Annotated in this window: 22 protein-coding genes; 11 read left to right on the forward strand and 11 right to left on the reverse strand. The window is 65.0% G+C overall.

Annotated features, from left to right (window positions below):
- Window positions 1-650: SDR family NAD(P)-dependent oxidoreductase (locus P8014_RS17660; protein ID WP_337818641.1), on the reverse strand; the 650-nt coding region annotated here is incomplete at its 3' end.
- 82 nt (window positions 651-732) lie between these two features.
- On the opposite strand from P8014_RS17660, the gene P8014_RS17665 reads away from it, so the two are divergent.
- On the forward strand, window positions 733-1,158 hold the full coding sequence (locus tag P8014_RS17665) for a TetR/AcrR family transcriptional regulator (protein WP_337818642.1): 426 nt from the start codon (window positions 733-735) through the stop codon (window positions 1,156-1,158).
- 244 nt (window positions 1,159-1,402) lie between these two features.
- Here the strand turns inward: P8014_RS17665 and P8014_RS17670 are convergent, their stop codons facing one another.
- Both P8014_RS17670 and P8014_RS17675 read right to left on the reverse strand, forming a co-directional pair.
- Window positions 1,403-2,398 (reverse strand): LysR substrate-binding domain-containing protein, encoded by a 996-nt coding sequence (locus tag P8014_RS17670; RefSeq protein ID WP_337818643.1) that lies wholly within the window; start codon window positions 2,396-2,398, stop codon window positions 1,403-1,405.
- Between the two features lie 515 nt (window positions 2,399-2,913).
- Window positions 2,914-3,555: a class I SAM-dependent methyltransferase gene (locus P8014_RS17675; protein WP_337818644.1), complete on the reverse strand. Its 642-nt coding sequence runs from the start codon at window positions 3,553-3,555 to the stop codon at window positions 2,914-2,916.
- 117 nt (window positions 3,556-3,672) lie between these two features.
- On the opposite strand from P8014_RS17675, the gene P8014_RS17680 reads away from it, so the two are divergent.
- Together P8014_RS17680 and P8014_RS17685 are read left to right on the forward strand one after the other, a co-directional pair.
- Complete coding sequence (locus tag P8014_RS17680) at window positions 3,673-4,641, forward strand: LysR family transcriptional regulator (protein ID WP_337818645.1); 969 nt, start codon at window positions 3,673-3,675, stop codon at window positions 4,639-4,641.
- Window positions 4,642-4,795: 154 nt separating this feature from the next.
- Window positions 4,796-5,425: an HAD-IA family hydrolase gene (locus P8014_RS17685; protein ID WP_337818646.1), complete on the forward strand. Its 630-nt coding sequence runs from the start codon at window positions 4,796-4,798 to the stop codon at window positions 5,423-5,425.
- Window positions 5,426-5,452: 27 nt separating this feature from the next.
- On the opposite strand, the gene P8014_RS17690 is transcribed toward P8014_RS17685, so the two are convergent.
- Window positions 5,453-6,334: a LysR family transcriptional regulator gene (locus tag P8014_RS17690; RefSeq protein ID WP_337818647.1), complete on the reverse strand. Its 882-nt coding sequence runs from the start codon at window positions 6,332-6,334 to the stop codon at window positions 5,453-5,455.
- 108 nt (window positions 6,335-6,442) lie between these two features.
- On the opposite strand from P8014_RS17690, the gene P8014_RS17695 reads away from it, so the two are divergent.
- A complete protein-coding gene (locus tag P8014_RS17695; RefSeq protein ID WP_337818648.1) occupies window positions 6,443-7,375 on the forward strand; it encodes an AEC family transporter in 933 nt (310 codons plus the stop codon).
- A gap of 117 nt (window positions 7,376-7,492) precedes the next feature.
- Here P8014_RS17695 and P8014_RS17700 read toward each other — a convergent pair whose 3' ends face one another.
- Window positions 7,493-8,437 carry an ABC transporter substrate-binding protein gene (locus tag P8014_RS17700; protein WP_337818649.1) on the reverse strand — a complete coding sequence of 315 codons (945 nt, stop codon included), beginning with the start codon at window positions 8,435-8,437 and terminating at the stop codon, window positions 7,493-7,495.
- Between the two features lie 488 nt (window positions 8,438-8,925).
- Between P8014_RS17700 and P8014_RS17705 the strand changes: the two genes are divergently transcribed.
- Window positions 8,926-9,549, forward strand: a complete 624-nt coding sequence (locus P8014_RS17705) for a DUF1294 domain-containing protein (RefSeq protein ID WP_337818650.1) — start codon at window positions 8,926-8,928, stop codon at window positions 9,547-9,549.
- 52 nt (window positions 9,550-9,601) lie between these two features.
- Here the strand turns inward: P8014_RS17705 and upp are convergent, their stop codons facing one another.
- The 6 genes from upp to P8014_RS17735 form a co-directional block, all read right to left on the reverse strand.
- Window positions 9,602-10,246, reverse strand: coding sequence for a uracil phosphoribosyltransferase (gene upp / locus P8014_RS17710; RefSeq protein WP_337818651.1), 645 nt, complete (start codon window positions 10,244-10,246; stop codon window positions 9,602-9,604).
- A gap of 110 nt (window positions 10,247-10,356) precedes the next feature.
- Complete coding sequence (locus P8014_RS17715) at window positions 10,357-11,454, reverse strand: ABC transporter substrate-binding protein (RefSeq protein ID WP_337818652.1); 1,098 nt, start codon at window positions 11,452-11,454, stop codon at window positions 10,357-10,359.
- A 178-nt stretch (window positions 11,455-11,632) separates the two neighbouring features.
- A complete protein-coding gene (locus P8014_RS17720; protein WP_337818653.1) occupies window positions 11,633-12,577 on the reverse strand; it encodes an ABC transporter permease in 945 nt (314 codons plus the stop codon).
- The gene (locus P8014_RS17725) at window positions 12,559-13,446 is read right to left on the reverse strand and encodes an ABC transporter permease subunit (protein ID WP_337818654.1); all 888 of its coding nucleotides are present in this window, start codon (window positions 13,444-13,446) and stop codon (window positions 12,559-12,561) included. The genes P8014_RS17720 and P8014_RS17725 overlap by 19 nt, the downstream gene beginning before the upstream one ends.
- Window positions 13,443-14,252: an ABC transporter ATP-binding protein gene (locus tag P8014_RS17730; protein ID WP_337818655.1), complete on the reverse strand. Its 810-nt coding sequence runs from the start codon at window positions 14,250-14,252 to the stop codon at window positions 13,443-13,445. The genes P8014_RS17725 and P8014_RS17730 overlap by 4 nt, the downstream gene beginning before the upstream one ends.
- Before the next feature lie 106 nt (window positions 14,253-14,358).
- The gene (locus P8014_RS17735; protein ID WP_337818656.1) at window positions 14,359-15,690 is read right to left on the reverse strand and encodes a hypothetical protein; all 1,332 of its coding nucleotides are present in this window, start codon (window positions 15,688-15,690) and stop codon (window positions 14,359-14,361) included.
- Window positions 15,691-16,081: 391 nt separating this feature from the next.
- Here P8014_RS17735 and P8014_RS17740 point away from each other — a divergent pair, with 391 nt between their 5' ends.
- From P8014_RS17740 to P8014_RS17765, 6 genes are all read left to right on the forward strand, one after another.
- Window positions 16,082-17,329, forward strand: coding sequence for an amidohydrolase family protein (locus P8014_RS17740; protein WP_337818657.1), 1,248 nt, complete (start codon window positions 16,082-16,084; stop codon window positions 17,327-17,329).
- 116 nt (window positions 17,330-17,445) lie between these two features.
- On the forward strand, window positions 17,446-18,510 hold the full coding sequence (locus tag P8014_RS17745; RefSeq protein WP_337818658.1) for an aromatic ring-hydroxylating dioxygenase subunit alpha: 1,065 nt from the start codon (window positions 17,446-17,448) through the stop codon (window positions 18,508-18,510).
- Window positions 18,503-19,879: an amidohydrolase family protein gene (locus P8014_RS17750; protein WP_337818659.1), complete on the forward strand. Its 1,377-nt coding sequence runs from the start codon at window positions 18,503-18,505 to the stop codon at window positions 19,877-19,879. Before P8014_RS17745 ends, P8014_RS17750 begins: the two co-directional genes overlap by 8 nt.
- 3 nt (window positions 19,880-19,882) lie before the next feature.
- A complete protein-coding gene (locus P8014_RS17755) occupies window positions 19,883-21,490 on the forward strand; it encodes a CocE/NonD family hydrolase (protein WP_337818660.1) in 1,608 nt (535 codons plus the stop codon).
- Between the two features lie 4 nt (window positions 21,491-21,494).
- Entirely contained in the window at window positions 21,495-22,841 is a 1,347-nt protein-coding gene (locus P8014_RS17760) for an FAD-binding oxidoreductase (protein WP_337818661.1), read from the forward strand.
- The gene (locus P8014_RS17765) at window positions 22,838-23,740 is read left to right on the forward strand and encodes a 2OG-Fe(II) oxygenase family protein (RefSeq protein ID WP_337818662.1); all 903 of its coding nucleotides are present in this window, start codon (window positions 22,838-22,840) and stop codon (window positions 23,738-23,740) included. Before P8014_RS17760 ends, P8014_RS17765 begins: the two co-directional genes overlap by 4 nt.
- Window positions 23,741-24,276: the final 536 nt, after the last annotated feature.

A 24,276-nucleotide genomic window follows, 5' to 3' on the forward strand; every position in this document is an offset into this window, starting at 1 on the left:
TCGGCCCCCACTTCGACGCTTTGATACCCGCGATGGCCGTTGAGGTCAGTCGCTGTAAATCCCGGATCGGCAGAATTGACCTTGATGCCGTTCGGAGCGAGTTCCGTGGCCAACTGGGCAGTCAGCATGTTCAGTGCGGCTTTGGAGGCGTTGTATCCGAACAATTTAACGCCTGAGAACTCCCAGTCCGGATCGCTATTCAAGGCGAGCGATCCGAGTCCGCTCGAGACGTTGACGATGCGTGCCGATGAAGACTGGCGCAACAAGGGCAGCATCGCCTGGATCACGGCGAGCGATCCGTGCACATTCGTCTCGAAAATGCGCCTTACCGCTTCCGGACTGGCGCGTCCGGGAGAGCCGTCGGCGCGATCGGTAATGCCGGCATTGTTTACCAGTACGTCGAGCCGGCTGAACTCCGATTCGATGGCGGATGCTGCCGAAGTCAGCGTCTCCGGGGCGTTCAGATCGATATGGATGAACCGGGCATCGAGTCCTTCGCTTGCGAGCACGGCCGCAGCCGCTTCGCCCAGCGCGGGCTTGCGGGCGCCCAGTAGTACGCGTAAGCCTGCTTGGCCTATTCTGCGCGCGGTTTCAAGGCCGATGCCTTTGTTGGCTCCGGTGATCAGTGCAATGCGGGGCGTTTCCGACACGACAATCCTCCTTTGAGAAATCGGCTCGGCTTGCTGTAGAGTCGGAATTTTATGAAGGATTGTTCGGTTTTTGCATTCGCATATGAAAACTGCCGATACCAACAGCCTCAGGCCAAGGAAGATGCCGCGTCAGGCCCGCTCAGAGGCTACCGTGGCGGCGATTTACGAAGCGACCATTCAGGTCCTGCTGACCCAGGGGCTGCGGCGGCTGACTACCACACGCGTGGCCGAACGGGCGGGGGTCTCGGTGGGAACGTTGTACCAGTACTTCCCGAACAAGCACGCCTTGCTGTACTCGCTCCTCGAGCATCACCTGAATGACGTCGCCACGAAAGTCGAATCTGCTTGCCGTGACTGCCGCGGACGGAACCTGAACGGTGTGACGGCAAGCATCGTTCACGCCTATATGTCGGCCAAAACGGACCGCACTCAATGCAACGGAGTTGGTTGGCCATACCGGCAATCGCATCAACTCGGCCATCACCGGTGCGTTGGCCAGTGTCCGTGACGCCCATTTCGACGATCTGCCGACAGCCGTTTTCATCCTGCGGGGAGCCATGAGTGGCGTTACCCGGTCCCTGCTCGAGCACAACGCCATGTTGCATCGACTGGGCGACGACACCTTGAGCGAGCAGACGACCTTGCTGTGTATGGCCTATCTGTGTGCGCTTGCTGACAGGAAACTGCCTGCCCTTTGATCAGGGTGGACTCGCGCGGATCGCTGGCGGCACATAGGCCGAAACGGGGGCGAGCTATCTGTCCGTCACGAGGGCGTTCACAAGCCAATCGGCAAAGCTTCGTGCTCCGTTGGATAGGCCATTGAAGCTACGACTTACCAGCCAGTACGACCCACCTGAGATGGAGATGTCGAAAGGCCTGATCAGATCACCTCGTGCCAAGGCGTTTACGGCGAAGAGGTCGTCGACCAGTGCAACGCCTTGACCGCTAATCGCGGCCTGTAGCATCACCGCACTGTCATTGAACATCGTGCCGCGCTCTGCTGTAGGCGGCGCAACGCCGGCGGCGGTGAACCAATTGCGCCAGTCATCACGACTGTCCTCGTGAAGACGGGGTAGGGGCAAGAGGCTCGGGGGCGCATTGAGGTCGACTGATTCGGCTAGCGCAGGCGAAAGGTAGGCGGAAAGATGCGTGTCGCAAAGTTTGCGCGCCTCGGTTCTAGGCCAGCTGGAGCGCTCTTTTGCGTATCTGATCGCGAGGGTTGTCCCGTCATTGCCGAATTCGACGATACGCATATCCGCGTTCAGAACCACGTCGGCATTGGGTGCGATCTCATAAAAGGCAGACAGGTTCGGAGCGAGCCAGCAGATAGCGAAGGACGGATCCGCACTTACTGAAATCGTTTCTACCGTTGGTCTGCGGATCTCGCCGAGCGCATTGTCGATTCCGTCGAAAGCCTGCGTGAGGGTATTGAGCAGCCGCAGCCCTTCGGGTGTCAGGCGAACTCCGCGATGAATACGCTCGAAGAGCATAACGCCGGTTTGCGCTTCGAGAACCTTGATCTGGCGGCTGACGGCCGCCTGTGAAACGCAGAGTTCCGCTGCGGCCAGAGAGATGCTTTCGGCTCTGCCGGCAGCCTCGAACGCTCGCAATGCCGTTAGGGGGAGGCGTCCACGCCGCATTTCACATAACCAATAGTTATCCAAAGTGGATGGTAAAGTCGTTTGAGCAACGAGCGCAAGTCGCCCAGATTGTCGGGCAGGAGGACCGACAATCTGGGAACAGATCATGGAATTACTGGCCGAAACAATTTATCTGCTTGCTTTGCAGCGACCGCCAGAATGGAAAAACAAGCCTCGTCGTGAAGCCTGGAAGCGCGGGCTACGCCGGACTGAGATGTCTAGCCGAGAAGGTTCGGATAGACAGGGTTCTGGGCGAATAGAGCTGAAAAGCGTCTACGGAGAAATGGTTGGTATGCTCGAACCGCACTTCGATCATTCTGGCTGCCTGGGGAATGTCCTAATCCGCAGATAGATCCAGTTTGACGCGGTATGTTTGCAAAGGCTTCAGCTGCAGGAAATCAGCCGGTGCCGCCCGCTTTGCCATCATCCCCCGATAGGGGATCTCGACCCCGTCGGCCTCGACGCGAAACAGGTTGTTGGTGAGGTGTCCGCCAAATCCGACGCTGGGTTTAATGACTCTGCCGCAGCTGCCCCTCAGGTCGTAAGACAGGCGGAAGCAACACAAGCCATGATGTTGAGAATATTTCGATCGTTGACCACAGAGCGATGCCGTCGCCGAACTGTCAGCTATGTCGTCTGGCCCGCACGACGCAGTCGAGCGCGACTTTGACGCCGGCATCGGTCTTCACGGGGCGCTCCGCCACTCCTGCTCTTTCGATGTCGAATTGACCTTCCAACGCAGGGATTACCTGATCGGCGGTGTAGAGCACCTCGGGGTTCTGAGGCCCGCCGTAGCCTTGCTCCAGGTTCGACGAGTCGTGCGCGACGAGTAGAAAAGTACCGCCCGGCGCCACCGCGCTTGCCGCTCGCGTGATGATGGGGCGCAGTTCGGACTGCGGAATCTGCAGGTAGATCAGCATGACCAGATCGAAGTCGCTTCTGCGGGGCTCATAGTTATTCAAATCGGCAGCCTGAAAGTCGATGCGGTCGGCGACATTCCGTCCTGCGGCCAGTTGCCTGGCCTTTTCGATGGCGACGTCGGACAGGTCGACGGCATGCACATGCCAGCCTTGTTCCGCCAGCCATACGGCGTTGCGGCCTTCGCCTGCGGCAAGATCCAGAGCCTCTCCGGGCGTGAGCGATCCGGTTTCCTCGGCTACGAAGCGATTGGCTTCGGCAGTCCAGATGAGTTCCTTTGCCGCATAACGCTGGTTCCAGTAGTCGCGTTCGGAATTTACTGAGGGCGTTTCGTTTTCCGTCGTCATGGTCTTTATCTCTCGTCGTTGGATTGCATGCCGGCTCCGGCGTCCGGAACTCTCGAACATCATGGGTTCAAGATAAGCCCGAGACTGATATTGCGGAAGACGCATGAGTTGCACTCCATGCGTGCGTCTGACGCCATATCGGAGAATCTCTGTGCTATGGTCGGACGCATGTCGTACCCCGACCTCAACCTGCTCATCACCCTCGATGCGCTGCTCGATGAGGGCAGCGTTGCACGCGCTGCGCGAAGGCTGCATCTGAGCCCATCCGCTATGAGCCGATCCCTGGCCCGGCTGCGGGAGACGACGGGTGATCCATTGTTGGTCCGTTCCGGACGCGGTCTTGTTCCCACGCCGAGGGCGATCGAGCTTCGGAACAGGGTTGGGGAGCTGGTGCGGGAGGCTCAGGCGATGCTGAGTCCTGCCGAGAAGGTCGATCCGGGCAAGCTCGTGCGGACCTTCACGTTGCGGACCGGCGACGGCTTCGTGGAGAACTTCGGCCCCGCACTGATTGCGCGCGTCGGTGCCGAGGCGCCCGGCGTGCACCTGCGTTTCGTGCAGAAGCCGGACAAGGACAGCGGGTCGCTTCGCGAAGGCGCCGTCGATCTGGAAACGGGCGTGCTGCGGGAGAGTACCGGGCAGGAGCTGCGCACGCAGATTCTGTTCCACGACCGCTTCGTCGGCGTGGTGCGTAAAGGGCATTCATTGAGTGGCGCCGAGATCACGCTTGCCGCTTATGCCGGAGGCCAGCACGTCGACGTATCCATGCATGTCCCTCCGCCGGGCCTCAATGCGGGGCCGGTGGACGGGGCTCTGGCGGCGGCTGGGTTCGAAAGGGAAGTGGCGATCGTCGTCGGCGGGTTCTCGAGCGCGCTGGCTCTTGCCCGCGCCTCGGATCTGATCGCCACCGTTCCGGAGCGGCACACCGGAACATTGCGAGAAGGCATGTTCAGCTTCGCGCTGCCGATACCGATGCCGCAGATCAGGATTTCGATGTTCTGGCACCCGCGCCTGCATGCCGACCCGGCGCATCGCTGGCTGCGCAGCTGCGTGCGTGAGGCGTGCGCGTCGCCGTCGATGGCGCCATAAGCCTTTCGCCGAACCGAGCCTGCTGAACCAACCGCACTCGCGCATGTCGGAAGGGCTGTGCGGCGGTTGCCGGGAAGAAAGCTGGCGCACTTCTTCTTTGGAAGTATCGTCTCGCTCCTACGTCACTACAGTTTCTTCTAGGGATGTTTTCGGCATGGACAGCACACTGGTGATATTCGATTTGGACGGCACGCTCGTCGACAGCGAGCGGCTCGGAGGGCAGGCGCTGCTGGAGCTGTTGCCGGAATTGGACGAGCCGCTGGAAGAACTCGTCGTGCGCTATCGCGGACGGCGCATGCACGAAACGCTAAGCGACATCGAGCGCAGGATCGAACGACCACTGGGCGCGGACTTCGAGGCGCGTTTTCGCGACCGGATGTCCGAGCTTTTCGTCACCGATCTGAGGCCGATGCCGGGTGTGCCGCAGATGCTGGATGTACTGGCTCTGTCGCGCTGCATCGCGTCCAACAGTCCGCCCGACAAGATCGAGCTGGCGCTGAAGGTCACTGAACTAGGCGTGCATTTCGGGCCGGGCCGCTTCAGTGCCTATGACGTGGGCGCCTGGAAGCCCGATCCGGGCCTGTTCCTGCATGCTGCGGCGTCCATGGGGTTCGTGCCACGGCAGTGCGTCGTGGTGGAGGATACCCCAGTGGGCCTAGCGGCGGCTGAGGCCGCGGGGATGCGTGCGCTGCATTACGTCCCTGGGGGCGATGCCGACGAGGCCAACGGGCGCTTTTCGCATATGAACGAACTGCCGTCCATTCTCGAAAGCATGCGGCGCTAAGGTTTTCATCGTTCCGGCTTGAATTTCCTACTCGACGACCGGTGGTTCGATGCATTCGAGGAATTCGCCGAGGCAGGGGTTCGCATTGTGCGCGTTCCAGAACAGCCCTTGTTCGATCAGCGGCGAGTGTGTCAGCGCCCGGAACACGGCGTCTGGCAGTTGCAGGCGGCGCATCGAATCGGGTACCAGCGCGACGCCGAAGCCGGCGGCGACCAGGTTGACGATGGTTTGCTGCAGATGGGTTTCCAGATGGATGTTCGGTTCGAAGCCAGCCTGTTCGCAGCACGCCGTCACCGCCGCATGCAGCGCCGGGGCGGTCGAGCGGGGGAAGGTCACGAAGCGTTCGCCTGCCAGTGCGCCCGCGTCTATGCAGGCATTCTCGGCCAGTGCATGCGAGGCCGGCAGGACTGCGCATAGCGGCTCGCGGAACAGCGGACGGTAATCCAGCGGGGCGACGACGGGGGTAGGGAAGGCGATGCCGAGGTCTATCTCGCCAGCGTTCAGTGCCTGCTGTAGGTCGCGCGGCAGGGTTTCGCTTAGCGTGAGCCGCACTTCCGGCTGCCGTTCGGCATGACTCTTGAGCAGTCCCGGCAGCACGTTCCAGGCGGCGTACATGGTGAAGCCGATGCGCAGTTCGCCCCGTTCGCCGCGGGCAGTCGCCTGGGCGGAACGCATGGCGAGGTCAAAGTCGGACAGAAGACGCGTGGCGTGGCGATAAAAGTCTTCGCCGGCCGGGGTCAGCGCGACTGAGCGCGAGTTGCGCACGAACAGCGGAGTGCCCAGCGAACTTTCCAGTGCGGCGATCTGTCGGCTGAGAGGCGGCTGAGTGATGTGCAGGCGCTGCGCCGCGTGGCCGAAGTGCAGCGTTTCTGCGAGTGCGATGAAGTAGCGGAGCTGACGGACATTCATTATCTATTCCCATAAGGTATCAGTTATTAGATAAAATGGAATTTTACGGTATCGATGGGTGCCGCTACACTCGGCCGCTCTTCTCCGCCTGCCTGAGTGCATAGCCCGATGTCGTCCGTCATTCATGTCGTCCTGCCGATTTTCGCGCTGATCCTGCTCGGATTCCTGGGGCGGCGCACCGGCCGCCTAGGTGAGAACGTGGCTTCGGAACTCAATCTTTTCGTCGTCTGGCTGTGTCTGCCGGCGCTGCTGTTTCAGGCTACGGCAAGCGCCACGCTGCAGCAGATCTGGCATCCGGGCTTCGTCGCCGTCACCATGCTCGGCACCATGGGCGTGTTCGCAGCCACGTTGCTGTATCGTCTGCGTTCACCGCGACATCTGATCGATGCCAGCATCGACGGTCTCGGCGCGGCCTATGCGAATACCGGCTACATCGGTATTCCGCTATGTCTACTGGTGTTCGGTCACGATGGGCTGGAAGCAGCGCTGATAGCCAGTCTGATCGTTGTGTGCGTACTGTTTGCGGTCGCTGTAGTCTGCATCGAGGTGGGGCTGCAAGCCGAGAAGACGCTGCATCACGCCTTGGGCAAGGTCGCCGTTGCGTTGCTCAAGAATCCGCTGGTAGTTTCGCCGCTGCTGGGCGTGCTGTGGGCCGTCAGGGGCACGGCGGTGCCCGAGCCGCTGGGCAAGCTGCTGCAGTTGCTTGGTGACGCGACCACGCCCTGCGCACTGGTATCGCTCGGTGCCTTCCTGGCGCAGAAGCAGGCCGGCGAGGGGCGGAGACCGGCGGTGGGGCTGGTGTCGATCAAGCTGTTCGTGCACCCGCTGATTACTTGGTGGCTGGCGTTTCACGTCTTCAAGCTGCCGCCGCTGTGGGCCGAAGCGGCGCTGCTGCTCAGCGCATTGCCGACCGGAACCGGGCCCTACATGCTGGCCGAACTGTACCGGCGCGAGGCGTCGGTGGTTTCGCACACCATTCTGCTTTCGACGCTGGGCTCGCTGGTAACCCTGTCGGCGATGCTGTTCTGGATGAAGGGCTAGCCCCGGAGCGCGGACGGTCGCGCGTCAGCAAAGACATGCCGATTCCGGACGGGTCGGAGCGGGCCGGACGGCATCGCCGGGCCCGCTCCGAAGCGCATCGTTTGCAAGCGGCGCGGATTAGCCGGCGAAGGCGGCTTTCACGGCGTCGATCGCAGGCTGGCTGCCGTCTGCGGTGCGAACGCCTTCAAGCCATTTGGCGACTAGGCCTATGTGTCCCTTGATCCAGTCCTTGGCGACGGCATCGACGGGGGTCTTCTTGTAGCTGTAGTCGTAGATCCAGTGGCTCTGCGTCGCTGCGGGGACGATCATCTGGTGCAGGAATCGGGCTACGTTGGGCTGCCGCTTGATGAAGTCCGGATTCGCTGCAGTGTGTACCGTGCTGGTGCCGCCCCAGATGTTCTTGGGATCCTCCAGGTAGCGTAGCTTGTATTTGATGTTCATCCAGTGGGGCTTCCAGCCCAGAAAGGCGATCCACTCGTGTTTGTTGATGGCACGGCCGGCCTGACTCAGCATGCCTGCGGTGCTGGAGGGGACAAGCTCCCAGCCCTTCAGATCGTAGGTGTTCTTCTTGATGGCGGTTGCGACGATGCCGTTGCCGGCAGCACCGCTCTCGATGCCGTAGATCTTGCGGTCGAATTTCTGCGGATACTTGTGCAGATCCGCGATCGAGTGCACGCCGGCCTTCCAGACATATTCGGGAACGACGATGCTGTATTTGGCGTCGGCGATGTTGGTTGCGACGAGCTTGATCTTGCCCGATTTGAGCAGCGCGTTGACGGTGTCGCGCTCGGCCGGCAGCCAGATGCCGAGGTCGGCGTCCAGTTTTCCGCCGGCCACGCCTTGCAGACAAATGATCCAGCCAGCGCTGGTCGTGGATGTCGTGTAGCCCGCGGCGTCGAGCAATTGCCGGGCAACGGCGGTCTTGACGGTGACGCCGGGCCAGGGCGGATTTCCGAATTTGACGGTCGTCGTTTCCGCTGCGGACGCGGCGGTACCTAGCGATAGGAAAAGTGCGATGGATAGTGATATCGAAAGGAGTGTGCTGAAGGTTTTGAACCTCATGAATTAGTCCTTTTGTTTTCTCATGATTTGATGGGTTTTGTATAAAATATCAGTGATTTCAGTTAGTTATATTATGACATATTCAGTATACGTGTATTTGTATGCATAATTCAAAACAGGTCGTCCAAACAGAAGTGCTTCTGCATGCGTTCTTGGTATGCGGATTTTTTATCCTCATGGAGGGTCTGGCTGCTTGATTCCTGGATAATTCGGTAGGAATTTTAAATTGAGAGTAATGTGATTCGAGATTTATTTTTGACGCGCTGGAAGTTTCTATAATGTGTTGTATTCATGGGTAAATATCCGAATATTTCTGCGCGCGACATGCGGCAGGATGAGCTTTGCATGACGGCGTTGTCGGAATGCTTTTCACGATCGCTCGGGTGTGCCGGTACGCTGCATCGTCTGGCCCCAATTTTCGACGTGGGCGGCACGCGCAGCGTGGTAGGTGGCATGGGGGCTGTCGGAAGGTTCGCGGAGCAGTGAGCGTGAAGGGGAAAATTTCCATCTGGAACGATGAGCGCGGATTCGGCTTCATTAGCCCCGAGGACGGAGGGGAGCGGGTCTTCGTGCATGCTCGGGCCTTGAAGCGGCAGGGCCGGCGTCCGGCGGTCGGCGACGCGGTGAGCTATGCGCTGGGTAAGGATCAGCGCGGCCGGCCGCGTGCGGAGCGCGTGGTGTTCGCAAACGGCGGCCCCCGCAAGGAGGCGCGTAGGTCGGGAAGTGCCTGGTCGTACTTTCTCGCCATGGCTTTTCTGGCGATTGTCGGCGCCGCCGTTTGGAGTTCGGCACTTCCGCCGTTGGTGCTGGCCGTCTATCTCGCGGTCAGCGTGGTGACCTTTGCGGCGTACGCTTTGGACAAGTCGGCCGCGAGAAGAGGCGGTTGGCGTACCGCGGAAAGCAGGCTGCACCTTCTGGCCCTGCTGGGCGGCTGGCCGGGCGCTTTGATGGCGCAGGCGACGCTGCGCCACAAATCCAGGAAACAGCCTTTCCGCACGGTGTTCTGGGGGACGGTGGTGCTGAACGGCGCCTTTTTCGTATGGCTGTTCACGCCATGGGCGCAGGATTTGCTGCGGTTGGCGAACGCGGCCGCTCAGCCGCTACTGCATTAAGCGGTTATCTCTCATAAACAGTGGGAACCGCGCCGCGGCTCCCACAGGCCTCTTACTTCGTGCCGAACAGCCGGTCGCCGGCGTCGCCCAGGCCGGGCACGATGTAGGCGTCGTCGTTCAGATGGTCGTCCAGCGCGGCGGTGTAGACCGGCACCTCCGGATGTGCTTCCTGGAAGACCTTGATCCCTTCGGGGGCGGCGACCAGGGCGAGGAAGCGAATGTTCGAGTCGGGTACGCCGTGGCGGTTGAGCACGTCGACCGCATAGGCGGCGGAGTGGCCGGTTGCGAGCATGGGGTCGACGAGAATGAACAGGCGACCCTGGGGTTCGGGCAGCTTGACCATGTATTCGACCGGCCGCTTGGTCTCGTGATCGCGGTACAGGCCGATGTGGCCTTCGCGGGCCGACGGCATGAGTTCCTGCAGGCCGCTGGCCATGCCCAGGCCGGCGCGCAGGATGGAGACGATGACGACCTTCTTGCCCTGGATCTGCGGGGCTTCCATCTCGGTGATCGGCGTCTGGATCGTCTTGTGCTCCAGCGGCAGGTCGCGGGTGACCTCGTAGCCCATGAGCAGGGCGATTTCCCTGAGCAGGCGGCGGAACTGGTTGGTGGATATGCCTTCCTGCCGCGCCAGCGTGAGTTTGTGCTGGATCAGCGGGTGGTCGAGAACATGCAGGTTTGGAAAAGCGTCGGACACGGTGAATATCTCGTCGTTTGAATCTGGTCAAAATATTTTAGCCGGCCCGAAAGAGGCCGGCCGGGGCCGCGCAGCGCGCCGCATGGGCAGTGCGCTGCACAGAGGCCGGATCAGGCCTTCCAGGACACGGTCTTGCCCGTGGCCATCTCCCAGACGCTCCAGTCGGCAACGGTCTTGGGCGGAGCCTTCTTGAGCACGCCCAGCGAGCTGAGCAGGGCGATGTTGTTGTCCAGGCCGCTCTTCTCCAGCAGTCCCGCCTTGCCGTCCAGCGTCGGGCCGGCTTCGTAGAGCTTGGCGCAGTGCTCCATCATCCAGGTCTGGTGCTTGAGGCCGCTGGCATTCTTGCCGGCTCCCTTGCAGTACGAGCCGCACTGCGACAGCACGGCCTTGACCGCTTCGGCTTGGTGTTTGACGGCGTAGTCCCAGCCTTTGAGCGTGGCGCGCAGTACGCGGGCGCCGACTTCCTTGCCGCTCAGGCCGCTGCCCTTGAAGTTCTTCTCGCCCAGCACGCGCGGGGTGGTGAACATCAGATCCTCGAGTAGGTTGATGCCGTAGTCGGGTAGCCAGAACACGTCCAGGGTGTCGAGCGGGTAGCCCATCTGCACCACCAGATCCAGCTCGTTGTAGGTCATGGTGGAGACGACCTGCGCCTTGTCGGGGAACACCAGCTTGGGATCGAAGCCGTAGGTGATGAGTTTGACGTCGGGCTTGCCGATACCGGATTCCAGCGAGGTGGTGAGGCCGTATTTCTTGAAGAAGGCCAGCGCCGGCTGTGCGTTGTAGCCGGGCCAGATGCCGATGGTGTGGCCCTTGAAGTCGGCGGGGGTCTTGATGCCCAGTTTCTTCTCGGTGGTGAAGGCGAAACCGGACTTCTGGAAGATCTGCGCGATCTCCACCACCGGCAGGCCGTTCACCGAGGCGGTGAGCAGGTCGGTGATCCAGGTGGTGCCGAAGTCGGCGGCGCCGGCGACCACGGTCTGGATCGGCGACTGCTGCCCGATGGGTAGCAGGCTCACGTCCAGGCCCTCGGCTTCGTAGTAGCCCTTGGCCTTGGCAATGTAGTAGCCGGCGAACTGCGCCTGCGGGAACCACTTGAGCTGCAGGTTGACCGGCACCAGGCCGGCGGCGCTGCCGATGCGCGGCAGGGACGAACCGGCAGCGGCCAGCGTGCTGGCGCCGAGCGCCTTGAGAAAATCGCGACGTTGCATCGTAAAACCCCCTACGTGACGGTTGAGACGGAGATGACTAACAGGTTGTCGTTATCGCTCAAGCGAGTGCGAGAGAAGGAAAAATCGGGCGAAGAAGCGCAGTTCACACTCGGTAAATGAGCATTCTGAGCCCGATTTCGACGCCCTATCGTGCCGCATGAGTAGATAACAACTCCTGTTAGCGCATGGACGGATGCCAGAACGTCAGCCTGCGCTCCAGCACCACGATCAGGGCGTAGAGCGCGAGACCGAGTACGGTGGTGTACAGGATCGCGGCCCAGACCAGCGGCATGTTGAACATGGACACTTCGAATTTGATGCGAAAGCCGAGCCCTTGACCCGGCGAGCCGAAGAACTCGCCGACGATGGCGCTGATCAGGGCCAGCGTCAGGTCGATCTTCAGTGCGGTGAACAGGAACGGCAGCGCGGCGGGCAGGCGCAGCGGCGCGAAGGTGCGCAGGCCTTCCAGGCCGTAGCTGCGCAGCAGGTCCAGCGATAGCGGCGAGGCCGACTGCATGCCGCGCACGCCGTTGATGACCGTCGGGAAGATGGTGACGACGGCGACCAGCAGGGCCTTGGAGCCCCAGCCGGTGCCGGCGGCGGCGACCGCCAGCGGCGCCATGGCCGGCACCGGCAGGCTGGCGAGCATCACCATGTACGGCAGCAGGCCGCGTTCGAAGAAGCGCACGCGCACGATCAGCACGGCCAGCGCCAGGCCGATGGCGATGCCCACGGCCATGCCGCTGAGGCTTTCCAGCACGAAGGTCTGCCAGCTGTCCTGCAGCAGCAGCGCGCGATCGGCCCAGGCGGCCTGGAACATCGCCAGCGGTGTGGGAATGAGGCCGCTGGGCACGCGGTGGATTTCCAGCAGCGCCTGGATCAGGGCGACTGCGAGCACGCCGCTGTAGAACGGCGGCAGCAGCGCGGCGAGCGGGTTGCGGCGCGTCGGGCCGCCGGCCAGCGGGCCGATGGCCAGGGCGCCGGCCAGACCGAGCAGCAGCGCGGGGGTGCCCGCCCAGGCCGGTGCCGGGCCGGACAGCGCCAGCAGCGCCGCCGTGCAGGCCAGCCAGATGCCGAAGGCGAGCGGCGGTTTGCGCAGCAATGTCAGTGTCTGGGAGACCATGGCGTCACCACGCGTTCGAGCAGGGAGAGCAGCGCATAGAGCGCGATGCCGAGCAGGCCGGAGGCGGCCATGACCACCCACAGGCCGATGATGTCGCCGGCGTAATAGCGCGCCAGCAGCATGGCGCCGAGGCCGGAGAAGGTGACCGTCGACAGCTCGGCGACGATGGCGCCGACCAGCGCGCCGGCGGCGGCGACCTTGAGGTTGGTCATGATCAGCGGCAGCGCGACCGGCAGGCGCACGTGCCAGTACACGAACCAGGGTGAGGCGCAGTAGCTGCGCATCAGGTCCAGGCGCAGCGGATCGAGGCTGGCCAGGCCGCGCGCGACGCCCACGGTCAGCGCGAAGAAGGCGATATAGCCCGAAATCAGCGCCTTGGGCAGCAGGCCCTGCACGCCGAAGCGTCCCAGCAGCACCACCAGCACCGGGGCCAGGGCGATGATGGGCACGTTCTGGCTGGCGACGATCCACGGCAGGGTGGCGCGCTCGAAGGGCCTGGAGAAGGCCAGCAGGGTACCCGTGAAGAACGAAACGAAGAGCGCCAGTAGCAGTCCGAGCAGGGTCTCCCAGCCGGTGTAGAGCGCGTTGAACAGCAGGCTGGATCGGCCCCACAGCGGATTGAGCATTTGCGCGGCGCCGTCGAGGAATTGCAGCGGTGCGGGCAGGATGGGGCTGTTCAGGGTGCTGGCACAGGCGTACAGGCCGGTGCAGCCGCCCTGGGCGAGTGCTTCGCGGGCCGCCGGCAGATTGACGAGGAAGGCGATTAAGGGCCACAGCAGCAGCATCGCCAGGCCGACCGCCGCGACCGGCCAGATGCCGATGAGGCGTTTAAGCGGCATGGCCGTTCCCGCCCCGGCCGCCGTGCTCATACGGCGTAGGCATCGCGCAGGCCTTCGTGTACTTCGTTGACCAGTTCGAAGAAGCGCGGCAGCGAGCGCGTCTCGAAGTTGCGTTCCCGGGGCAGGTCGACGTCCAGCACTCGGGTGATACCGCCGGGGTTGGCGCTCATCACCACGATACGCGTGGACAGGAACACCGCTTCGGCGATGGAATGGGTGACGAACACGGCCGTCTTGTGGGTGCGCAGCCACAGATCGTGCAGATCCTGGTTCATGCGCTCGCGGGTGATTTCGTCCAGTGCGCCGAAAGGCTCGTCCATGAACAGCAGTTCGGGGTCCAGCGCCAGGGCCCGGGCGATGGATACGCGCTGCTGCTGGCCACCGGAGAGCTGCCAGGGGTAGCGTCGCGCGGCTTCGGTCAGGCCGACTTGCTCCAGGCGTTCGAGCGCGGTTTTGCGGGCCTCGGCCTTGGGTCGGCCCATGACCTGCAACGGCAGCATCACGTTGGCCAGCGCGCTGCGCCAGTCGAGCAGCGTGGGGGCCTGGAAGACGTAGCCGTAGAGCCGCGCCATGCGCGCCTCGCGCGGGCTCAGCCCGCCGACGCTGACCGAACCTTCGGTGATGCTTTCGAGGTCGGCGAGAATGCGCAGCAGCGTGGTCTTGCCGCAGCCGGAAGGGCCGATCAGCGAGACGAAATCGCCGCGATGGATGGTCAGATCGACCCCGGTCAGGGCCAGATGGCGCTCGGTGCCGCTGCCGTAGTGCTTGCCGAGGCCGCTTATGTCGACCAGTGGATGCGCGTCGGCGGACGGCGGCGATTCGGGGACAGCGCTCATGCGGAAACTACCGAATTTTTCGAATCTGGAGGGAGGAACGGGGCGCATTGTATTGCAAATGCGCCCCGATGTCGGTCTTTCGCGTCGAACTCGATCGAATTGCCGTTTATCCGCGTAGTTTCGCGCCGCCCGCGGTGAGCACGAAATAGCTCAGGGAGGTGACCACGATGGCCGGCAGGCTGGCGGTGATCTGCGCTTCCAGGGCAGGCAGGCCCATGTCGACGATGAAGAATGCCAGCAGGCCGAGCACGACGCTTATCAGGCCGGCGGCGTTGAACGCGCTTACGCGTCCGTAGCCGGTGCCGCGGCGCAGCGCCCAGTCCAGCAGGACCACCGTCCACAGCGGCACGAAGAAGCCGCCGATCCAGGTCAGGAAGTTCATGAAATAGTCGAGGAACGAACCGTAGACCAGCGGCACGAAGCACAGTACGAGCTGGAACAGCGCTACCGCGAGCAGGGCGCTGCGCGGGCGCGAGCGGACCATGGCCGAGAGGCCCATGCCGGCGCCGTAGATGTTGGTGACGTTGGTGCTGACGGTGGAGAACACCAGCACCAGGAAGGCCACCAGGCCGAGGCCGAGGCCGAGGGCGGCGAGGGTGGAACTGGGGTCGGAGTTCTCGGGGTCATAGTGGCCGCTGGTCAGCGCCACGCCGATCACGCCCAGGCCGCCGATGACGATGAACCAGCCCTGGCCCAGGTTGACGCCGAGCCAGCTGCCGAGTGTCGTGCCGCGGCCGCTGCGCCCGAGGCGGGCGAAGTCTCCGACCTGTGCCCAGGTCCAGCCCAGACCGAAGGCGATGTCGGCGATGGTGGCCCAGGTCTGGCCGCCGGCGTTGGGCAGCGAAAAGGCCATGATGCGGGCCAGATCCCAGTGCGTGAACACGACGTAGGTTTCCCAGCCGCCGAGCACGATCAGCAGCGCGGCCGAGATGCGTTCCAGATAGCGGATGGCCTGATGGCCGAGCACGCTGATCACGCCCTGGGCGATGGCGGTGAGCAGGATGCCGATGATCATCGGTTCGGTCGAGCCGGGCTCGCCGAACGCCGGCCAGCCGAGTGCGGCCTTGAACACGAAGCTCAGCGAGATGGCGGCAATGAAGGTGTTGATGCTGGGCCAGCCGGAAAGCACCAGGAACTGCCCGAGTCCGGTCAGGCGGGAACCCTGCGTCCCCAGCGCGGGTACGGTGACGCCCACGGTGGAGACGCCGCGGCGCCAGGCCAGGTAGGCGATGGCGGCCCACGGAATCATCAACAGCGGCATCCATAGCAGTGCGGACTGCAGTACGAAGGCCATGCCCAGCCCGGCGGCGACGCCGCCGAAGTACCAGGAGCCGGTGTTGACTCCGGCGCCGAACCAGGTCCAGAGCACGTCCCAGCCGCCGTAGTCGCGCGCCTGTTCGTCGGCGATCGGCGTGTCTGCAGTGATTTCGGTATCCATCTCGATTTCGCCCCTTTGTTTGGGTTCTTGTAGTGGCGCATCAGGCGCCCGGTGTAGACCGTTGCCGCGCCGGGAGAGCGCTGGCGAAGGGTGGGCAACGGGTCAAGGCTCATAGCAAGCCCCGGGCCAGCTTCCGGAGAAAGGCGGTGGCGCGAGCGTTCTGCGCTGCAAGCCGATCGTCCCGCCTTGTCTGTCACAAGGCAGGGCGGCGCCCCGGACGTCTGCCCCGAATTGGTGCGAAATCATGCGTGGCGAGCCAGGGAATCGCAAGCCGCTGAAGGGCTTTGTCCGGCTGGCACGAGACCTGCGTAGTCCAACTGATGAACGCAATATTCGCATTTGGAACGAGACAGCGTGAACAAGCTTGAGCACGAACGCGGGGCGGGGTGATATGGGAGAACAACTGATCGCTGCCGAATGGCTGCTGCCGATGGATTCGGCCCGGCCGTTCTGCATCGAGGGCGGAGCGCTGTGGCTGCGAGATGGCCGTATCGAGGCGGTCGGGACGCGCGAAGAGGTGTTGGCGCTGCGGCGCGCGGCCGGTTTCGGCGAACCGGTATTCGTCGACGAGGGGCCGGGTCAGGTGTTGCTGCCGGGCTTCGTCAACGCGCACACGCACCTGTTTCAGAGCTATCTGCGCGGCGTGCACGACGATGCCGTGCTGGAGGAGTGGATCCGCCGCGTTATCTGGCCGTGGGTGGAGCAGATCGCCTACGCCTTCGCCGATCAGAATTATCCGCGCATGCTGCGCGAAACCACCGATAGCGTGGTCGCCAAGCTCGACCACCTGCGTGCTCAGTGCGCCCCTCACGCCACGCATCTGCGTGCGGGCGTGGGGCCGAACACGCTGTGGGGCGTGTCCGCGCCGCTCTACAAGCTGGCCGGCGAGTATGCCGCCGAGCACGGTCTGCCGATGCATTGCCATGTCGCCGAGACGCGTCTGGAGGTCGAATACACGCTGCAGCATTACGGTCGGCGCAACGTCGAGACGCTGGCCGACTGGGGCCTGCTGCGCCCCGGCATGCAGATGGTGCATTGCGTCTGGTTGAAGGCGGACGAAGTCGCGCTGGCCGCCGGCACGGGGGCGGCGCTGGTGTACTGCCCGACCTCGAACATGTACCTGGCCTCCGGCGCCGCGCCGGCCTGGGAGGCTCACCAGCAGGGTGTGCCGGTGATGATCGGCACCGACGGGCCGGCGAGCAACAACAGTCAGGACTTTCTCGAAACGCTGAAGATGGCGGCCTGCCTGGCCAAGGTCACACGGCTCGACCCGACCGTCATGCCGGCGCGCGACCTGCTGCACATGGCCACGCTGGGAGCCGCCGAACAGCTCGGCCTGGGCGAGCGCTGCGGCAGCCTGACGCCGGGCAAGGAGGCCGACGTCACCCGCGTCGACCTGCGCGGCCTGCACTGCATGCCTGTACACGATCCGGCCTCCAGCCTGGTCTACAACGCGCAGATCGGCGACGTGCGCGACGTCTGGGTCGGTGGACGGCGATTGCTGCGCGGCGGCGAGGGCGTGCGTCACGATTTCGCCGCCGAGGCCGCCCGCGCCCAGGCACGCATCCGTGAGCTGCAGCCCGTCGTCCAGCCCTGGGACGATGCGAAGCTGGCCGCGGAAGGTTTGTCCGCGGCTTGAGCCTTGGAGTGCGCGGGCGAGTTGGATTAAGAGGCGAGACATAACGCGTGGACAGGTGAGTGAGTAGCGCGTAACGCCGTAGATCGCCTGTGCAGCCGTACTTTGAGGAGATAACGATGCTGGTCACCCGACAACCTGTTTTGCGCCGCTTCTGGTATCCCGTGCTGCCGCTGGCGCAGCTGGAACCCGGACCGGTGCCTTTCACGCTGCTGGGCGAGCGCATCGTGCTGTGGCGCGGCGCCGACGGCGCGCCCGCCGCGCTGGCCGACCGCTGCTGCCACCGCACCGCGCAGCTCTCCAAGGGCTGGGTCACCGAGGCCGGCGAGCTGCAGTGCGGCTACCACGGCTGGACCTTCGACCGCTGCGGCAAGTGCGTGCGCATCCCGCAGCAGCCGGACCTGCCGCCGCGCGGCGAAGTGGCGTCCTACCAGTGCGAGGCTCGCTACGGCTACGTCTGGGTGTGCCTGGGCGAACCGCTGGCCGAACTGCCGGATTTCCCGGAAGCGCGCGAGGACGGCTACCGACAGATCGACGAGTTCTACGAGAGCTGGGCCTGCGCCGGGCTGCGTGTGATGGAGAACTCCTTCGACAATGCGCACTTCAGCTTCGTGCATCGAGCCACCTTCGGGCTGTCCGACGATCCCCAGCCGGCCGAGCTAAAAATCACGCCGGCCGACTACGGCTTCGTCATGCGCTCGGTGGCGCCGGTGCGCAATCCCGAACTGCAGAAGGAGCTGCTGCAGATGGCCAACGAGCGCACCGAGCGCCACATGGAAAGCCGCTGGTACCTGCCCTTCGTGCGCAAGCTGCGCATCGCCTATCCGAACGGCGTGGTGCACTCCATAGTCACCGCCGCCACGCCTGTCGACGACCGTCACTCGCAGATCGTGCAGTGGGCCTACCGCAACGACAGCGAGGCCGAGGCGCCGGCGGCCAAGGTCGTCGCCTTCGACCGCCAGGTGACGGAGGAGGACCGCGCCATTCTCGAAACCACGGATTGGGACGTGCCGCTGGATGCGGCCGGCGGCGGCGAGTTCCACATGCCGGCGGACAAGCCCGGCATCGTCATGCGCAAGCAGCTTTTGGAATTAATCGCGGCGCACGGCGAAGGCGAGACGCACCTGGGCGACGCTCCGATCAGCGAAACGGTCACGTTGCTGCGCGGGGTGGCCGGTGAGTGAGGCCATGTTGCTGCGCGGCGCCGAGGCCGTGCTTACCGGACTGCCGGGCGAAGCGGCGCATGCCGGCGCCGCCGACATCCGCATCCGCGACGGACGCATCGCCGAGCTGGGGCCGCACTTGGAGCCGCAGGATGGCGAGCGCGTGCTCGACGCGTCCGGCTGCGTGATCTATCCCGGTTGGGTGAACACCCATCACCATCTGTTCCAGAGCCTGCTCAAGGCCGTGCCCGAGGGCATCGATCAGCCGTTGATGGGCTGGCTGGCGGCGGTGCCGTTCCGCTTCCAGGACCGTTTCGACCCCGAGCTGCTGGAGATCGCCGCGACCGTCGGTCTGGCCGAGCTGCTGCTCTCGGGTACGACCACCTGCGCCGACCACCATTACCTATATTTCGCCGCCGGCGACGACACCCTGGGCGACGTGCTGTTCGAGGTCGCGGAGCGCTTCGGCATGCGCTTCGCGCTGTGCCGCGGCGGCGCCACCGACACCGAGCAGTTCTCCGATTATCCGAACCGTATTCGGCCGCAGACCGTGGAGCGCTACGCCGCCGACGTCGAACGCCTGACCGCGCGTTTTCACCAGAGCGCGCCCGACGCCATGCGCCGGGTGGTGATGGCGCCGAGCACGCCGCTGTTCTCCGCCACGCCGCAGGGCCTGCGCGAACTGGCCGCGCACGCGCGGCATCTGGGCATCCGCATGCATTCGCACCTGTCCGAAACCGCCGACTACGTGCGCCACGCGCGCGAGGCGCACGACATGAAGCCGGTGGAATACTGCGCCGAGCACGACTGGCTGGGCCCGGACGTGTGGTTCGCCCATCTCGTGCATGTCGACGACACCGAGATCGCGCTGATGGCCGAGACCGGCACCGGAATCGCCCATTGCCCGGCCAGCAACTGTCGCCTGGGCAGCGGCGTGGCGCCGGTGCCGAGCATGGCCGCGGCCGGCATGCCGGTGTCCATCGGCGTGGACGGCACCGCCTCCAGCGAGGCGGCGGACATGATCTCCGAAGCGCGCCTGGCCTGGCTGGTGCACCGCGCCGTCGGAGGCGCGCAGGCCACCGTGGTCGAGGACGTGGTGCACTGGGGCACGCGCGGCGGCGCACGCATCCTCGGCCTGGACGCCGTCGGCACGCTCGAGCCCGGCATGGCGGCGGATCTGGCGGTCTACGATCTCGCGCATCCGCGCTACTTCGGCCAGTTCCAGCCGGCGCTGGCGCCGCTGATGGGCGGCGGCGCGCCCGAGCTGCGCTACGTGCTGGTCGGCGGGCGCGTGGTGGTGGAGCACGGGGCGATTCCCGGGCTGGATCTGGCCGCGCTGCGCGCTCGCGCGGCGGCGGCCGTCACCCGCCTCGCGAAAGAGGTCGCCTAGCGCATGTTGGCGTCGCCGGAAACCGCCGTGATGCACACCCGCGACGGCCTCGCGCTGGTCGCCGACGTCTATCGTCCGCCGGGGCCGGGAACGCATCCGGTACTACTTATGCGTCAGCCCTACGGGCGGCGTATCGCCTCGACCGTGACCTATGCCCATCCGGCGTGGTACGCCCGCCAGGGTTTCATCGTGGTGGTGCAGGACGTGCGCGGGCGCGGCGGCTCGGAAGGCCTGTTCGAACCGTTCGTGAACGAGGCCGCCGACGGTCTGGATACGCTGGACTGGTGTGCCGGGCTGTCGGGCAGCAACGGGCGGGTCGGCATGTACGGCTTTTCCTACCAGGGCGCCACGCAGCTGTTCGCCGCCGCAGGCGGACACCCGGCGCTGCGCGCCATCGCGCCGGCGATGACCGCCTGGAATCTCTACGACGACTGGGCCTACGAGCAGGGCGCGCTGCGTCTTGGCAACGGCCTGGGCTGGGCGGCGCAGCTCGCTGCCGAGGGATACCGCCGCCGCGGCGAGACCGAGGACTTCAAGCGCGCGCTGCGCCTGGCCGAGGCGGACGGGACCGCGCTGCGAGAGCCCGGTGCGACGGCGGCCGCCGGGCTGCCGGGCAGTTTCTTCAACGACTGGCTGCGCGAACCGCGCGACAGCGGTTACTGGCGGTGGCGTTCGGCGGCGCTTAGCCGCCTGCACGCGGTGCCGCCCGCACTGTTCGTCGGCGGCTGGTACGACGCCTTTCTCGGCGGCACGCTGGCCGGTTACGACGCCCTGGCCAGCAACGGCGGCGAGACGGCGCTCATCGTCGGTCCCTGGGGACATCTGCCCTGGACCGCCCGCAGCGGCGCCGTGGATTTCGGCGCCGCGGCCGCTGGCGGCGTGGACTGCGCCCAGGTCGCGTTCTTCCGCCGCCATCTGTGCGGCGAAGACGCCGACGCGCCCACGGGCGTGCGCTTGTTCGATCTCGGTTCGGGCGAATGGCGGCACTGGTCCGAGTGGCCGCGGTCGGACGAGATCCTCAGCCTGCATCCGAGCGGCGACGGACGCGTATCGGTCGATCCGACGAGCGGCAGGTTGACGGCCGAGGCGGCGTACGAGGGCAGCGAATGGCTGGTGCACGATCCGTGGCGGCCGGCGCCGGCGGTCGGCGGCCATCTCGGCCTGCCGGCCGGGCGCGCCGAGCGCGGCTTCGTGGACGAGCGCCCCGACGTACTCGCCTTCACCGGCGCCGAGCTGGAAACCGAATCGCTGTTGTGCGGCGCTCCCGAGCTGGAGCTGCACGGCGCTGCCGACTGCGATCCGTTCACCGTCTGCGCGACGCTGTCGACCGTGGAGGCCGACGGGCGGACGCTGCACCTGACCGCCAGCGGCGCGCGGCTGACCGGTCCCGGCCCGTGGCGCATCCGCCTGCGACCGGTGCTCGCCACGCTGCGCCGCGGCCAGCGGCTGCGCCTGTCCGTCGCCCTGGCCGCCTTTCCGGGGCTCGCGCTGGAGCACGGCGACGCCCGTTCATGGGCCGAGGTGCGGGCCGGCGACCATCCGGTCATAACCCTGTGTGTCGATACCGGCACGGGCAGGAGCGTGCTGCGCCTGCCGTTCAAGAGGAGTTGAGGACATGAGCGTTGCGCTGGATCTGGAAGCACTACGCGGTCGGGTGCCGGAAGCCGAGTGGCTGGATGAGGCCGGGCAGCAGGCGCGGCTGTCGCGCGACTTCTCCTGGTTCAGTCCGGTGCTCAAGCAGGCGCTGGAGGGTGCGCGTGCCGAGGCCGTGGTACGTCCCGCCGATCAGGCCCAGGCCCTGGCGGTAATTTCCGCCTGCGCCGAGCGCGGCGTGCCGCTGACGCTGCGCGGTTCGGGCACCGGCAACTACGGCCAGTGCGTGCCGCTGGCCGGCGGGGTGGTGATGGACATGAGCCGGCTCGACCGCGTCCTCAGCGTGGCCGGCGGCGTGGCGCGCGTCGAAGCCGGCGCGCGGCTGGCCGACGTCGACGCCGCTGCCCGCGCGCATGGCTGGGAGCTGCGCCTGATGCCGTCGACCTACCGCATTTCCACCGCCGGCGGATTCTATTCGGGCGGTTTCGGCGGCGTCGGCTCGATCCGCTTCGGTTCGCTGGAAGAGCCGGGCAACGTGCTGGCCGCCAAGGTGGCACCGATGTCGCCCGATCCCGAGCCGTTCGAAATGCGCGGCCTGGCGGTGCGCGATCTGTACCATGCCTACGGCACCAACGGCGTGCTGCTGGAACTCGAATATGCGCTGACGCCGTGCCTGCCGTGGGTGGAGCGGCTGTACGTGTTCCCCGAATTCATGCCGGCGGCGCGTTTCGCGCATCGTCTGGCGCATGCCGCGGTGGACCTGCGCGAGCTTGCCGTGCTCGACGCGCCGATTCCGGAGCTGGTGGGGCTGGACGACCGGGTGGCGGCGGGCTGTACGGCGGTACTGATGGTGATTTCACGAGCCGCTACCGAAGTGGCCGATGGACTCGCCGCGCAAGTCGGCGGCAGCCTCTCCTTCGAACAGGATCACGCGGCGGTGTTCGGCGGCGCCAAGAGCCTGATCGAATACACCTGGAATCACACGACGCTGCACGCGCTGCGCCGCGACAAGGCGATCACCTATCTGCAGAGCGATTTCCCGGCCGATCGCTGTTTGGATCTGGTCGAGACGATGCGCGAGCGCTACAGCGGGGAGGTTCTGATGCACCTGGAGTTCCTACGCCGCGGCGGCGAGCTGTCTTGCGCCGGCATCCAGCTGGTGCGTTACCGCGGCGAGCCGCGCCTGCGCGAGATCATCGCCGAGCACCGTGAGGCCGGGGTCTATATCGCCGATCCGCATACCTGGCTGCTGGACGAAGGCGGACGCAGCGATCCGGGGCAGATGGCGCTCAAGCGGCGTCTCGATCCGCTGGGTTTGCTCAATCCCGGCAAGCTGAGCGCGGAGCCGGCCGCGGAGGGCGGTACATGAGCCGGACGATCCCGGTCTTCGATTTGCGCGCGCTGGAAGGAGATGCGCGCATGGCCATGGTGCGCGATATCCGCCGCGCCGCCGAGGAAGTGGGCTTTTTCTGCGTGACGCACACCGGCGTGCATCCGGCGGCGGTCGACGGCGCGTTCGCCGCCGCACGGCGCTTTTTCGATCTGCCGCGCTGGCGCAAGGAGGCCTGGCGCTACCGCAGCACCGAGCTCAATCACGGCTGGGTTTCGGCGGGCCAGGAAGCGCTCGATCCATCGAGCCCGGCCGATCTCAAGGAAAGCTTCACCATGCGCAACGTCGCGCACACCATAGCGCGTACCGAACTGTGGCCGGACGCGCCGTTCCGCGATGCCGCGTGTGCGCTGTACCGCGATGCGCAATCGTTGTCGCAGCGTCTGCTGATCGCGCTGGCTGAGGGTCTTGAGCTGCCGGCGAACTGGTTTCTCCCCGCGCATACCGGCGAAAACCAGACGCTGCGCCTGCTGCATTATCCCTACCAGGAGGCGCCCGTCGCGGAAGGTCAGCTGGGCGCCGGCGCGCATACCGACTACGGCAGCATCACGCTGCTCTGGCAGGACGATGCCGGCGGACTGGAGGTCATGGGGCGCGACGGCGCGTGGCTGGCGGTCGCGCCGCGGCCGGAGACCGTGATCGTCAATATCGGCGATCTCATGCAGCGCTGGACCAACGACGTACTTCGCTCGACGCTGCATCGTGTGCAACCGCGTACGGACGGCAGCGACCGCTATTCCATCGCCTTCTTCTGCGATCCGGACGACGACGCCGAGATCAGCGTAGCGCCCACCTGCATTGCTCCTGGCGAAGTCGCTCGTTATCCGAGCATCCGAGCGGGAGATCACATCAGCGCCAAGCTTGCAGCGACGTATTGAACCGGCTGATTGAATCCACAGTCTGTGTCGAGGCAACCACCGATGTTTTGTCCTACCAATGCACTATCCGTTTTATTCTGGAAAACATGTCAACGCGCAGTGTCTCAGGCAGATGGGGGCGATTCATTATCGAAGTGATGAAGGCATATTTCGAATATGGCCAATGCTTGGTTAACTCAGGCATCTCCTGCAGTAACTGCATTTTCTGAGCTGCCTATGCGGCAGCGAACGCGAGTACTTCCAGGCGGACCGGCCTCGATCATTTCTGAGCTGCCTATGCGGCAGCGAACTTGGCGTAAGCCTTGCCGCTGCGGTGTTTGGATTTCTGAGCTGCCTATGCGGCAGCGAACATGGGGCGGCGTTCGCCGCCCCTGGTCTGGTTTTTCTGAGCTGCCTATGCGGCAGCGAACTACGACACTGAACCGCCCCGGGTATTGCGGAGGCTCCGACACTTGAGAGAATGGAGCCATGAACAAGTCGAAGAAGTTTTCCCCGGAAGTGCGTGAGCGTGCGGTTCGCATGGTCCAGGAGCATCG

This window comes from Acidihalobacter sp. (genome assembly GCF_037381185.1).
Lineage (GTDB): Bacteria > Pseudomonadota > Gammaproteobacteria > DSM-5130 > Acidihalobacteraceae > Acidihalobacter_A.